10 protein-coding genes and 1 pseudogene are annotated in these 12,644 nt (G+C 64.6%); 5 read left to right on the top strand and 6 right to left on the bottom strand.

What is annotated here, in order from left to right; genetic code table 11:
- Nucleotides 1–14: 14 nt before the first annotated feature.
- The 4 genes from fumC to HYN69_RS11580 are packed head-to-tail and all read left to right on the top strand — an operon-like array spanning nucleotide 15 to nucleotide 2,061.
- Nucleotides 15–1,409, top strand: coding sequence for a class II fumarate hydratase (gene fumC, locus HYN69_RS11565; RefSeq protein WP_108435872.1), 1,395 nt, complete (start codon nucleotides 15–17; stop codon nucleotides 1,407–1,409).
- Between the two features lies 1 nt (nucleotide 1,410).
- Entirely contained in the window at nucleotides 1,411–1,584 is a 174-nt protein-coding gene (locus tag HYN69_RS11570) for a DUF4169 family protein (RefSeq protein WP_108435873.1), read from the top strand.
- Entirely contained in the window at nucleotides 1,581–1,796 is a 216-nt protein-coding gene (locus HYN69_RS11575; RefSeq protein WP_108435874.1) for a ribbon-helix-helix domain-containing protein, read from the top strand. The genes HYN69_RS11570 and HYN69_RS11575 overlap by 4 nt, the downstream gene beginning before the upstream one ends.
- 34 nt (nucleotides 1,797–1,830) lie before the next feature.
- A complete protein-coding gene (locus tag HYN69_RS11580) occupies nucleotides 1,831–2,061 on the top strand; it encodes an N-(5'-phosphoribosyl)anthranilate isomerase (protein ID WP_108435875.1) in 231 nt (76 codons plus the stop codon).
- Nucleotides 2,062–2,199: 138 nt separating this feature from the next.
- Here the strand turns inward: HYN69_RS11580 and HYN69_RS11585 are convergent, their stop codons facing one another.
- From HYN69_RS11585 to HYN69_RS11595, 3 genes and pseudogenes are all read right to left on the bottom strand, one after another.
- Complete coding sequence (locus HYN69_RS11585; protein WP_108437176.1) at nucleotides 2,200–3,483, bottom strand: cytochrome P450; 1,284 nt, start codon at nucleotides 3,481–3,483, stop codon at nucleotides 2,200–2,202.
- A gap of 98 nt (nucleotides 3,484–3,581) precedes the next feature.
- A pseudogene (locus HYN69_RS11590) lies at nucleotides 3,582–4,809 on the bottom strand (hypothetical protein).
- Nucleotides 4,810–4,882: 73 nt separating this feature from the next.
- Nucleotides 4,883–5,635 carry a cytochrome c biogenesis CcdA family protein gene (locus HYN69_RS11595; protein WP_108437177.1) on the bottom strand — a complete coding sequence of 251 codons (753 nt, stop codon included), beginning with the start codon at nucleotides 5,633–5,635 and terminating at the stop codon, nucleotides 4,883–4,885.
- Between the two features lie 91 nt (nucleotides 5,636–5,726).
- Here HYN69_RS11595 and HYN69_RS11600 point away from each other — a divergent pair, with 91 nt between their 5' ends.
- Complete coding sequence (locus HYN69_RS11600) at nucleotides 5,727–5,957, top strand: sulfurtransferase TusA family protein (protein ID WP_108435876.1); 231 nt, start codon at nucleotides 5,727–5,729, stop codon at nucleotides 5,955–5,957.
- Nucleotides 5,958–6,177: 220 nt separating this feature from the next.
- Here the strand turns inward: HYN69_RS11600 and HYN69_RS11605 are convergent, their stop codons facing one another.
- The 3 genes from HYN69_RS11605 to HYN69_RS11615 form a co-directional block, all read right to left on the bottom strand.
- Nucleotides 6,178–8,985, bottom strand: a complete 2,808-nt coding sequence (locus HYN69_RS11605; RefSeq protein ID WP_108435877.1) for an Rne/Rng family ribonuclease — start codon at nucleotides 8,983–8,985, stop codon at nucleotides 6,178–6,180.
- A gap of 530 nt (nucleotides 8,986–9,515) precedes the next feature.
- Entirely contained in the window at nucleotides 9,516–10,844 is a 1,329-nt protein-coding gene (locus tag HYN69_RS11610; protein WP_108435878.1) for a sigma-54-dependent transcriptional regulator, read from the bottom strand.
- 18 nt (nucleotides 10,845–10,862) lie between these two features.
- A complete protein-coding gene (locus tag HYN69_RS11615; RefSeq protein ID WP_108435879.1) occupies nucleotides 10,863–12,623 on the bottom strand; it encodes a sensor histidine kinase in 1,761 nt (586 codons plus the stop codon).
- Nucleotides 12,624–12,644: the final 21 nt, after the last annotated feature.

The raw sequence follows: 12,644 nt of genomic DNA on the forward strand, positions 1-12,644 counted from the left end.
GAACGAGGCTCACCATGACCGCCACCCGCACCGAAACCGACAGCTTCGGCCCGCTCGAAGTTCCCGCCGACAAATACTGGGGCGCCCAGACCCAGCGGTCGATCATCAACTTCCCCATCGGCTGGGAACGCCAGCCCGTGGCAATCATCCGCGCGCTCGGCGTCATCAAGAAAGCCTGCGCGCTGGTCAACATCGACCAGGGCGACATCACCCCCGACCTCGGCCAAGCCATCGCTGCCGCCGCGCAAGAGGTGATCGAGGGCCGCTTCGACGACAACTTCCCCCTCGTCGTCTGGCAAACCGGTTCCGGCACCCAGTCGAACATGAACGCGAACGAGGTGATCTCGAACCGCGCCATCGAAATGCTCGGCGGGGTCATGGGTTCGAAAAAACCGGTCCACCCCAACGACCACGTCAACATGGGCCAAAGCTCGAACGACACCTTCCCCACCGCCATGCACGTCGCCATCGGCATGATGGCGCGTGACGTGCTGATCCCCGGCCTTGAAAAACTCCACCACGCCCTCGACGCCAAAGCGGTCGAGTTCAAGGACATCATCAAGATCGGCCGCACCCACACGCAGGACGCCACCCCCCTGACCTTGGGTCAGGAATTCTCGGGCTATGCCAAACAGGTCGAAAAAGGCATCGCCCGCGTCAAATCCTGCCTGCCCGACATCTACGAACTCGCGCAAGGCGGCACCGCCGTCGGCACCGGCCTGAACACCCGTGTGGGCTGGGACACCCGCGTCGCCGCCCGCATCGCCGAAATCACGTCGCTCCCCTTCGTCACCGCGCCCAACAAATTCGAGGCGCTGGCCGCCCATGACGCCATGGTCATGTTTTCGGGCGCGCTGAAAACCGTCGCCGCCTCGCTGTTCAAGATCGCCAACGACCTGCGCCTCCTTGGCTCCGGCCCCCGCTCCGGCCTTGGCGAATTGATCCTGCCCGAAAACGAACCCGGATCGTCGATCATGCCGGGCAAGGTAAACCCCACCCAGGCCGAAGCCCTGACCATGGTCTGCGCCCATGTCATGGGCAACGACGCCGCCGTGGGTTTCGCAGGATCGCAAGGCCATTTCGAACTGAACGTCTACAACCCGATGATGTCCTATAACGTGTTGCAATCCATGCAGCTTCTGGGCGACGCGTCGGCCAGCTTCACCGACAACATGGTGGTCGGCACCCAAGCCAACGTGGCCCGAATCGACAAGCTGATGAAGGAATCGCTGATGCTGGTCACAGCACTCGCCCCCACCATCGGCTACGACAACGCAACCAAGGTCGCCAAGACCGCCCACAAGAACGGCACGACCCTGAAGGAAGAGGCCATCGCCTTGGGCTTCGTCGACGCCGAAACCTTCGACCGCGTCGTCCGCCCCGAAGACATGATCGGCCCCAAGGGCTGAGATGGCCGAGATCGTCAACCTGCGCGCCAAACGCAAAGAGGCAGCCCGCAAGGAGGCCCGCAAAAAGGCTGACGAAAACGCCGCTAAGCACGGGTTGACCAAGGCCGAACGCAACCTGCAAAAGGCCCGCGCCGATCAGGCGCGGGCAAACCTCGACGGGAAAAAGCGCGAATGACCGCCCGCCCCGTCAAACATTCCCTCACCCTGCGCGGCCACCGCACCAGCGTGTCGCTCGAGGAAGCCTTCTGGCAAGCCTTCCGCGAGATCGCCGCCAAGCGTGGCGTCACCCTGAACCAGCTCGCCGTCGAAATCGACGAAGGCCGCGAAACCGACATCGGCCTCGCCTCGGCCATCCGCGTCTTCGTGCTGGGCGAGCTGCGCGGTTAACGGGGCGTTTACCGGTTCCGGTCAAACTACGGGAATGAAACGCAATCTCTTGCCCCTCACCCCCGAAGGCTGGATCGCCCACCTGTTCGATGCCCAGGCGGCGCGCGACGGCGGCGTGATCCGCCGCCAGATCCGCGACGTCGAACGCTACGTCGGGCGCGAGGTATTTCTGGCCGAGATGCGAAGACGTGGCTATCCCGTGGTCGAAAACGCCGGCCAATACGTCATCTTTTGCAACCGCGAACCCATCCGCCGCCTCACATAGCGATTTCTGACGCAGAAATCGCGCCGGAATTTGACGCAAATTCCGCTGACAACCCGCACGCCATCGGCCAGCGATTTCTGCGTCAGAAATCGCCGCGAAATTTGCGTCAAATTTCGCTGCCCCGCCGTGATCCCATCGCTACCGGCGCACCACCCGCAGCCATATCCCGTCCTTGGCGCGCACAGTCAGATGCGCCACCGGCACCGGCACCCGGCCTTCGACCACCTCGAAGCGGAACGCCCGCACCAGTTGCGCCAGCAGCACCACCCCCTCCAGCATCGCAAAGCCCGCACCAGTGCACACCCTCGGTCCGCTGGAAAACGGCAACCACCCGTCGCGTGCCGCCTGCTTGGTCTCCTCGCGCACCCAGCGGTCAGGATCGAACCCGTCCGGATCGTCCCAGATCCGCTCGTGCCGCCCCAGATGCCATGACGACAGCACGACCTGTGCCCCCCGCTTCACCGCCCGCCCGCGAAACACCTCGGGCTTCACCGTCTCGCGGACCATCATCGGCACGGGCGGGTAAAGCCGCAGCGCCTCGCGGAACACATCGCGGGTCAGCCGCAACCGCGACAGCGCGGCAAATTCCGGCGTCATTCCCGCCGTTTCCAAAGCCACCCGCTCTTGCACCTCGGGATGCGATGCCAGCAGATACAGCGCCCAGCCCAGCGCACTGGCACTCGTCTCGTGCCCCGCCAGAAAGAAGATCGCAACCTGATCGACCATTTCCTCCGTGTCGAACCGCTCGCCGGTCACCGGATCGACCGTCACCATGATCTTCGTCGCCAGATCGTCCGGCGCGGTCCCTGCCGCAATCTCCCTTGCCCGCCCCTCGGTCAGCCCGGTGATCAACCCGCGGATCACCGCCGCCGACCGCCGCACCCCCGCCCGATGAAACCTCGGCATCCAAGCCGGCAGCGGCACGAAAGCCGCAAGGTTCAGGATCGGCTGCGCCCGCTGATAGGCGCGGAATTCGGCGAACACCTTGCCGGCCACTTCATGGCCGATGGGAATCGAAAACAGCGTGCGAAAGATCACGTCGGCGGCGGCGAAACTCGCCTCCTCCTCGACCTCGACCACGCCTTCGGGCATCCGTGCCACCGCCGCCTCGCCCGCCGCCCAGATGCCTGCAAAGGCATCGCGCAAACGCCCCCCCTCAAAGGCCGGATCGATGATCCGCCTCTGCCGCTTCCACTCTTCGCCATTGGTCACAAAGACCGACCGCCCGAGCAGCGGGCGCAACCCCTCGGCCACCCGCAGGCTTTTCGGAAAATCCTCGGGCCGACCGTTCAGGGCCAGCGCCACCAGCGCCGGATCGTTGCACAGATAGCTGCGAAAGAACGGCGTCCTGAATTCGGCCATCCACGCCCGATACAGCCGCGCGGGCTGCGCCGACAGGATATCGGCCCGGAACAGCCGCATATACCGCCAAAGCGAAACGCGATCCGGCCGCGCCACAGGTTTCGGTGCAGCAGGTTTCGGTGCAACAGGTTTCGGCGGCACCGGTTTGGAGGGCCCCTTCACGCCACACTCCTGTAGCCCGACGCCGCCCGCTCGATCCGGCTCTTCGACGCCGCCCGCCCCGCATAGCGCGCGGCCAGCGTCAGCGGCCCGGCCGTGATCTTGAAGTAATCGTAATCCCCCGGCCGGTCGAAACAGCACATGTACTGGAAATGCAGCCGGAACCAGCTGTAGCGCATCTTCTTCCAGCGCTCGGGGCTGAAGGTCTGGGTAAAGGCGCAGGAAACGACCAAAGGCCAGCGCTTGCCCGCAGGCGCCACCCCCGTCACGCTGACCGGATCGCACAGCGCAAAGGCGCAGCCATCCCCCGGCGCGGTCACATCGACCCAGGTCACCTCGTCCCGCGCCGAAAGATAGGCCAGATCGCCGCGCAACCGCAGCGCCTCGGGCAGAAAACTCACCATCGGAATGACCTGCCCGAGTGACAGGAACGACAGCGCAGGCCCGCCCTCCGCCAGAACCTCGGGCACCCCCTCGCGGATCAGGTCCGACAGGATCGACACCCCCAGTATCGCCCCCGACGAATGCCCGACCACCAGCACCTCGTCATACCCGCCCGCCAAAGCCTCGCGGATCACCGCGCGAAATCGCGCCATCCGCGCCTCGAGCTCCGGCGGATAAGCCCCGTGGAACTGCGCCGACCACGCGTAATCGTGCATCAGGTAATAGGCCAGTATCTTGCGGTCGATCCGCTTGAAGAACCGCAGCAAGGCGACAAACACCACCCCCCCAGCGCCAGCCCCAAGGCCCAGCCCCAGCCCGGCACCAGCCAGCGCCACAGCACGACCTGCCCCCAGCCCGCCCCAGCGCCAACAGGAACTGCACCACCAGATTGATGATCGGATACAGCGCCGCCACCGTCGGCCCCTTCCTCAACCCCACCAGCCGGAACAAGGCACCGCTCGCCACATAGATCCACGCCGTCCGCAGCATCTGCCGGTAGGTCGCAGCCACCCCCTGATCCATCGAACCCTGCACGATATCCGACCAGACCAGCACCTCGACATCGGCTTCCACCGCCTCGCCGCCGATCTCGGCCCGCACATGCCAGCCATAAGGCCCCGCCACCCGCTTTGGCCGCAGCGCCAGCGCATAGCCCGAGACATCCGCCTGCCAAAGCCCCTCTTTGCGGTAAAGCTCGCGGTAGCGCCGTGGCGAGACCGGGTCATAACCGGGAATGTAAAAGACCCGGCGCCGCCGCACCTGCCCTGTTCCCGCCTCGCCCACACCCGCACCCCGCACCAAAACACCCCGCCATGATGGCGGCCCATTCCGGCAAAATCATAGGCAAATTGCGGCGCTAGCCCAAGAGCGGAATGCCGAAGCGGTCGAATGTCTCCAAAAGCCACCAGCTCACATCGGTAAAGGCCCCCGTCACCAGCGCCAGACCCACCGCCAGAAGCAGCACACCCATTGCCCGCTCGATCGCCTTCATATGCCGCTTCAGCCGCGCCATCACCCCCACCGCCCGCTCGATGAACAGCGCGGCCAGCAGGAACGGCAAGCCCAGCCCCGCAGCATAAACCGCCAGCAGCACCGTCCCCCGCGACAAAGACCCCTCCTGCGCGGCCAAGGACAAGATCGCCCCCAGCTGCGGCCCGATGCAGGGCGTCCAGCCAAAGGCGAATGCCAGCCCCAGCACATAGGCGCCAAAGGCCGACCCGCCCCTGTCCCCCGCATCCAGACGCGCCTCGCGGTCCAAAATCGCAATCCGGAACAGCCCCAGAAAATGCAGGCCGAACACGATCACAACCACACCCGACAGGCGCGAAAACCAAAGCTGGTTCTGCAAGAAGAAAGACCCGAAGGCCGAAGCCGCAAACCCGAGCAGCAGGAAAACCGTCGACAACCCCATGACGAAGAACAGCGCAGGCAAGATCACCCGCCGCCGCGCCGCCCCTTTGATATCGCCCATGCTGATCCCGCCCATATAGGCCAGATACGGCGGCACGATGGGCAGCACGCAAGGCGACAGGAACGACAGGACCCCCGCCAAAAGGGCGATCAGCATGGCGGGCGCAAGCCCTGCGTCAAAGATTTCAATTCCGAACATGGCTTCCATCTAGCCGCAACCGGCCGCGCCGTCACCTCCCCTTTCGTCACATTGCCGTGGCGCAAGCGCCCTGCCCGCGTTACCAAGACGCATGTCCGAAGAAACCCTCGACTGCATCGGCCTTCTCTGCCCGCTTCCGGTGCTGCGCGCCCGCAAGCGCCTGCTTGCGCTGCCCGCAGGCACCATCCTCGCCGTGCAGGCCAGCGACCCCATGGCCGCAATCGACCTGCCGCATTTCTGCGCCGAAGCAGGCCATGATTTCCTCGGCGAGCTCCAAGGCGCAGGCTTCACCACCTACCGCATCCGCCGCAACGCCACCTGACGCCACAGGGTCCGTCGCCGTCTTCGCGCCTCTCGGGTCCGGCGATTGCCTATTGTCGCGCACAGGAACCCGCCGCAAGCGCCCCCAGCCAGACAGCAACCGCCGCCGCCATCTCGGCCCGAATACCTGCGGGGGTGCGGGGGGCCGTGCCCCCCGCCCGAATGCAAAAGCAAAGGGCGGCAGGTTTCCCCGCCGCCCCTTTCACACGATCACCAAAGCCTCAGCGGCCCAGCGACCACCAACCCTTCTTGCGCGGCTTGCCGCTGTCTTCCTCGGGAGCACTCTCGGGAGCACTCTCGGGCGCACTGGCCTCGGCAGGCGCAGGCTGCATCACCTCCGCCCGAACCGGCTCCGCCCGAACTTGCTCCGCCGGACGTGCCTCGGCCACAGGTGCCGCAACCTCGACAGGCGCCGCATCCCCGGCCTCGACCACTGGTGCAGCCTCGACCGCAGCAACTTCCTTCGCCTTGCCACGCGCCCGGCCCGACGGCTTCTTCACCGGCGCTTCACCTGCATCGCCAGCCTCGGGCTCGACCTTTGCAGCCTTCGACCGGCTCGACGGCTTCTTCGCTGGCTTCGCCACCTCGGCAACAGTTTCGACAGCCGCCTCGCCGACAGGCTCTGCGACGGTTTCGGCTTCCACCTCGGCAACAGGCTCGGCAGCCTTTTTGGCCTTGGCCCCGCCACGGGTCCGCGTCAGCTTCTTCGGCGCTTCGGCGACAGGCTCGGCAACCACGGCAGCTTCGACAGCAACAGCTTCGCCGTCCTGATCCTCGTCGCCCTCGTCATCGCCTTCGTCGTCGCCGTCAGAACCGTCCTCGGCTCCCGCAGCATCCGTGCCCGTGCCATTGCCCGGACCCTTCCGCCGACGCCGACGCCGGCGCTTCTTCTTGCCGTTGCCATTGGCGGCACCCTCGGCCGCCGCCGCCGCACGCGGCTCGGATTTGGCCTCGGCTTCCGTCTCCTCGACCTCGGCCTCCTCGACCTCGTCGAGGTCTTCCAGCGGCAGGTCCTCGTCCTCGTATTCGTCGACAGCCGCGCCCATCAGACCGGCATGGCCCGAAATCACGCTCGATTGCTCGGGCACAACCCGAGTCGCGGTCTTGAACTTCTCGATCACGTAATCGGGGCTGACCATCGCCGGATCACACTCGATCCGGACCGCCATGCCATAGCGCGCCTCGATCAGCGCGATATGCTCGCGCTTGCCGTTGATCAGGAAGTTGACGATCCCGATCGGCGCTTTCAGCAGCACCTCTTTGGACCGCTTGCGCGTGCCCTCTTCTTCCAGCGCCCGCAGAACCTGCAAACCAAGCGAATCGTCCGACCGGATCAGCCCCGTGCCATGGCAATGGCTGCACGGCTGGGTGGTGCTTTCCAGCATCCCCGGACGCAGCCGCTGGCGGCTCATCTCCATCAGGCCGAAACCGGAAATCCGGCCCACCTGAATCCGCGCACGGTCGGTTTTCAGCTTGTCCTTCAGCTTCTTCTCGACCGCGGCATTGTTACGCCGCTCTTCCATGTCGATGAAGTCGATGACGATCAGACCGGCAAGGTCGCGCAGCCGCAACTGCCGCGCCACTTCTTCCGCCGCTTCGAGGTTGGTCTTCAAGGCGGTGTCCTCGATGGACCCCTCCTTCGTCGCCCGACCCGAGTTGACATCGATGGCAACCAGCGCCTCGGTGATCCCGATGACGATGTAACCGCCCGATTTCAACTGCACGACAGGGTTGAACATGCCGCCCAGATAGCTTTCGACCTGAAAGCGCGCGAACAAAGGCATCGCCTCGTCATAGCGTTTCACCAGCCGCGCATGGCTCGGCATGATCATCCGCATGAAATCCTTGGCGGTGCGATAACCCGCTTCGCCCTCGACCAGGATCTCGTCGATCTCGCGGCTGTAAAGGTCACGGATCGACCGCTTGATCAGGTTGCCCTCTTCGTAAATCGCCGCCGGAGCGATCGATTTCAGCGTCAACTCGCGGATCTGCTCCCACAGGCGCATCAGATATTCGTAATCGCGCTTGATCTCGGGCTTGGTGCGCTTGGCCCCCGCCGTGCGGATGATCAGACCGGCACCTTCCGGCACCTCGATCTCCTGCGCGATCTCTTTCAGCTTCTTGCGGTCGGTCGCTTGGGTGATCTTGCGGCTGATGCCGCCGCCCCGCGCCGTGTTCGGCATCAGCACGCAATAACGACCGGCCAGCGACAGATAGGTCGTCAGCGCAGCGCCCTTGTTGCCGCGCTCCTCCTTGACCACCTGCACCAGCATGATCTGCCGGACCTTGACCACTTCCTGTATCTTGTAACGCCGCGCACGGGGCTTTCTTGGCGCGCTGATCTCCTCGGCCACGTCCTCTTCGGCGATCGACTCGATCTCGTCGTCGGTATCGCTGGCATGGTCCATCGCCCGATAAGGCGCGGGCGTGGTATCGCCATTGCCGTTCTCGTCGCCCTGCGAATGGTCGTGGTCATGCCCATGATCGTTGGCGTGGTCGTGATCATGCGAGTGATCCTGCGCCTCATGCGTCTCGACCACCGCAGCTTCGGCCTCGACCGGCGTGACCAGCGCATCCGCGCCCGTCTCGTCGCCCAGATCGACGACATCCATCCCGCCGATCTCCGACGATCTCACCGCATCGCGGCGCTGCCCTTCAGGGCGGGGCCGCGAATTGCCGTTGCCGTTGCCGTTGCTGCGCGGCCGGCTGCGACGATTGTCCTCCTCGTCCTCGGCCCGGTTCAGCGCCCGCTCTTCCTCAAGCAGCGCTTTGCGGTCGGCGACGGGGATCTGGTAATAATCCGGATGGATCTCGGCAAAGGCCAGAAACCCGTGCCGGTTTCCGCCGTAATCCACGAAAGCCGCCTGCAACGACGGCTCGACGCGCGTCACCTTGGCGAGATAGATGTTTCCGGCGAGCTGCCGCTTGTTGACCGTCTCAAAGTCGAATTCTTCGACCTTGTTTCCGTCCACCACCACAACGCGGGTCTCTTCCGCATGGGTGGCATCGATAAGCATTTTCTTGGTCATGGTGTTCCAATGCACCCCGCGCCAGCGGTGGCGGCCCCGCTACGGGTCCGTCATCGGCAGGGAAAGGGCGGCTTGTTCGGGCAAGACGGCGCGCGGCGAAGGGAGGGGTCCTGCCCTGTGGGCAGCCCTCTCCCGTCGTCATTGCATTCGCACGCGTCATCGCGGTTCTCTCTAGAACCCCTCACAGGGCTCTGCTGATAAAAGCCCGCTTGCGTCAAAGACTTGGCCGGGCAAACTGACGACCTTTCGGCCGATCCGACTGTCCCCTCGCGGCGCGACATGCGCGACCTGCAAGGGCACAGAGAATTCTACTGCGGGCTGTAGACCCGTGTCCTTCGACCCTAGCGGGAAACACCCGGCAAACACAATGGGAGATTTAACTCCAGTGACCGCCGCCCGCCGCCCAAGCGTTTTCTGACGCAGAAAACGGAGCGGAATTTGACGCAAATTCCGCCCCCCGCCCTTCCCGCGCCAGCCACCGTTTTTTGCGTCAAAAATCGACGCGAAATCTGCGTCAGATTTCGCCCGGCTCAGACGTAATCCCCCCGGCTCAACCCGTATTTCGCCATCTTCTCGTTCAGCGTCCGCCGCGGCAGGCACAGCTCGTCCATCACCGCCACGATAGACCCCTTGTGCCGCCGCATCGTGTTGTCGATCAGCATCCGCTCGAAAGCTTCCACATATTCCTTCAGGGGCTTGCCCTCGGTCGTCATCGCAGGCCCCGTCGCCTCGTTGTCGGCCATCAGCAGGCTGGCAATCGACCCCGACCCGCGCCGGTTCTGCAACACCGCCCGTTCGGCAATGTTCACCAACTGGCGCACATTCCCCGGCCAGGGCGCCTGCAACAGTTGCGCCGCCTCTTGCGCCGTCACCTGCGGCGCGTCGCAGCCGTATTCTTCCGCGAACTGCTCGGACATCCGCGTGAACAGCGTCAGGATATCCTCGCCCCGCACCCGCAAGGGCGGGCACAGGATCGTCATCGCCCCCAGCCGGTAATAAAGGTCCGACCGCAGCACATCCTCCAGCGTCTTGTCCGGCGCATGTTCGTTGCAGATCGCGATGATCCGCGTCTCGGGCGGCATCCCCTGCTCGTTGATCAGCGTCAAAAGCCGCGCCTGCAAGGGCTGGCTCATCGCCTCGATATCTTCCAGACACAGCGTCCCGCCCCGCGCCTCCTCGACCAGCGGGATCGTCCCCTCTTCCGAAGGCCCGAACAGCTTGGCCACCAACTGGTCCTCGCTCCACGCCGCACAGGAAATCGTCACGAACTTCTTCGACGCCCGCGGCCCCACCGCATGCAGCGCATGGGCCACCAGCGTCTTGCCCGTCCCCGTCTCGCCATCGATCAGCACATGGCTGTCGGCTTGACCAAGATCGAGGATATCCTCGCGCAGCCGCTCCATCGCGGGCGATCCGCCGATCAGCTTCTTCATCAGGATAGAGCCGTCCGAAAGCTCCTTCCTCAGCGCGCGGTTGTCCAGCGTCAGCCGCCGCGTCTGCGTCGCCTTCTTGGCAAGCTCGGTCATCCGGTCCGGGTTGAACGGCTTTTCCAGAAAATCGAACGCCCCCACCCGCATGGCTTCCACCGCCATGGGCACATCGCCATGCCCGGTGATCAGAATGACCGGCAGCCCCGAATCCATGCTCATCAGCCGCTTGAGAAACGCCATCCCGTCCATCCCCGGCATCTTGATGTCGCTGACCACGACACCCGGAAATTCCGGCCCGATCCCCTTGAGCGCATCTTCGGCGCTGGCATAGGTCTCGGTATCAAAGCCCGACAGGGCCAGCCACTGGCTGATCGACTGGCGCATATCCGCCTCGTCATCGACAATCGCAACCTTCATCGCACGGGCCATTTCAGCTCCTATTTCTTTTCATTCCGCTGCCTCGATCTCTTTGCCGATCAAGGGCAACTGCATCTCGAACACAGCCCCGCCCTTTTCGGCATTGCGTGCCGTCAACCGACCCCCAAGATCGGTGACGATCCCCGAACTGATCGCAAGGCCAAGCCCCACGCCTTCGCCCGGCTTCTTTGTCGTGTAGAAAGGCTCGAACAGGTTATCGAGATCCGTGATCCCGTGCCCGTTGTCGCGCACCGCCAGCATCGCCACCTCGCCCGATGACAGCAAAAGGTCGATCTGCGGATCGACCGTATCCCGCGTTGCATCCAGTGCGTTCCGCAAAAGGTTGATGATCACCTGTTCCAGACGGATCCTGTCGGCCATCACCATCACGGGTTGGCGCGGCAGGGTCCGCGTGATCTTCACAACCCGCAACTTCAGCTGCGGCTCCATCATCGACAGCGCCCCCGACAGCGCCTGTCGCAAATCGACCGGCTCGAAGGCCTCGCCGCCCTTCCTCGCATAGCTCTTGAGCTGCCGCGTGATCGCCCCCATCCGCTCGATCAGATCATCGATCCGCTGGAACGACGACAGCGCCTCCTCGGGGCGCTTCCTCTGCAACAAAAGCCGCGCTCCGGCCAGATAGGTCTTCATCGCGGCAAGCGGCTGGTTCAGCTCATGGCTCACCGCCGCCGACATTTCGCCCAGCGCCGCCAGTTTGGATGATTGCGCCAGCGTCAGCTCCGCCACGGCCAAGTCCTTCTGCACCTTCTCGCGTTCCGCGATTTCCCGCTGCAAGCGCGCATTCAGCAGGCGCAGTTCCGCCGATTCCCGCTGGAAACTGATGGTTTGTGACCATGCCTTGCGCGAGAGCGCATAAAAAGCCCCCGCCATCAGGATCGCAAAGCCCATGATCTCGAGCGCGAGGATGCCGTTCACCCGCTCGCGCACGGAATCGTAGGCGGTGAATGTCATCATGCGCCAGCCGCGGAACGGAACCCGAGCTTCCGTCTTCATCACCGCCTCGCCACGCACATAAGCGTCGGGCGGATTCTGCGCCCAGTCGGCGGTGGCCTGCAAGGCACGGCCGAGCGCGCCGCTCACATCCCGTGCGGCCAACGCCTCGGCCATCGGCAGGCCCCGCCAGCGCGGTTCGGTGGCCAGAATGACCGTCCCCTCGCTGTCGGTCACCAGCACGGCATCCTGCAACCCCGACCAGGCGCGCTCGTATTTCATCAGATCGACCGCGACGACAATCACCCCTGCAGGCTTGCCGTCAACCTCGACCGACCGCGAATAGGTGAACTCGAACCCGCCACCCTCGCGCTTTTGCGCGGTAAACACCGTGTCCTTGGTCCGCTTGGCATCGACGAAATAGGCCGATCCGCGGTGGTTCGTGCCCAGAAGGTTCCGGTTCGTCGCCCCCACCGTGCGCCCGTCGGCATCCAGAAGCACGATCGACGCGACCCCGATCTCGGATTGCACCCGGATCAGCTTTTGCGACGTGCCGGAAAAATTGCCTCCCTGCAACGCATCCGCCAGCGCCGGATCACCCGACAGCAACAAGGGCACCACGCTCGTGCGCTGCAATTCCGAAACCATATTGCCCGAATAAAGCGCAAGCCGCAGCTCGGCCCGGTTGCGCGTCGTCTCGGTGAACCGTTCCGACAGCCAGCGGTTGGTGACCAGCACCACCCCCGAAGCCATAAGCACCAAAAGCACCACCACCAGCTTGACGCGCCATGAAATGGCACGCCCCGCTTCGGCCTCATCCTGAAGATCGTTGTCCTGCATGGGGCCTATCTAGGCGCAGCG

This window comes from Gemmobacter aquarius (assembly GCF_003060865.1).
GTDB classification, from domain to species: Bacteria; Pseudomonadota; Alphaproteobacteria; order Rhodobacterales; family Rhodobacteraceae; genus Paragemmobacter; species Paragemmobacter aquarius.

Coding starts and splice junctions, on each gene's coding strand:
- fumC (WP_108435872.1), top strand. CDS start 15: ATGACCGCCACCCGCACCGAAACCGACAGCTTCGGCCCGCTCGAAGTT.
- HYN69_RS11570 (WP_108435873.1), top strand. CDS start 1,411: ATGGCCGAGATCGTCAACCTGCGCGCCAAACGCAAAGAGGCAGCCCGC.
- HYN69_RS11575 (WP_108435874.1), top strand. CDS start 1,581: ATGACCGCCCGCCCCGTCAAACATTCCCTCACCCTGCGCGGCCACCGC.
- HYN69_RS11580 (WP_108435875.1), top strand. CDS start 1,831: ATGAAACGCAATCTCTTGCCCCTCACCCCCGAAGGCTGGATCGCCCAC.
- HYN69_RS11585 (WP_108437176.1), bottom strand. CDS start 3,483: ATGCGGCTGTTCCGGGCCGATATCCTGTCGGCGCAGCCCGCGCGGCTG.
- HYN69_RS11595 (WP_108437177.1), bottom strand. CDS start 5,635: ATGTTCGGAATTGAAATCTTTGACGCAGGGCTTGCGCCCGCCATGCTG.
- HYN69_RS11600 (WP_108435876.1), top strand. CDS start 5,727: ATGTCCGAAGAAACCCTCGACTGCATCGGCCTTCTCTGCCCGCTTCCG.
- HYN69_RS11605 (WP_108435877.1), bottom strand. CDS start 8,985: ATGACCAAGAAAATGCTTATCGATGCCACCCATGCGGAAGAGACCCGC.
- HYN69_RS11610 (WP_108435878.1), bottom strand. CDS start 10,844: ATGGCCCGTGCGATGAAGGTTGCGATTGTCGATGACGAGGCGGATATG.
- HYN69_RS11615 (WP_108435879.1), bottom strand. CDS start 12,623: ATGCAGGACAACGATCTTCAGGATGAGGCCGAAGCGGGGCGTGCCATT.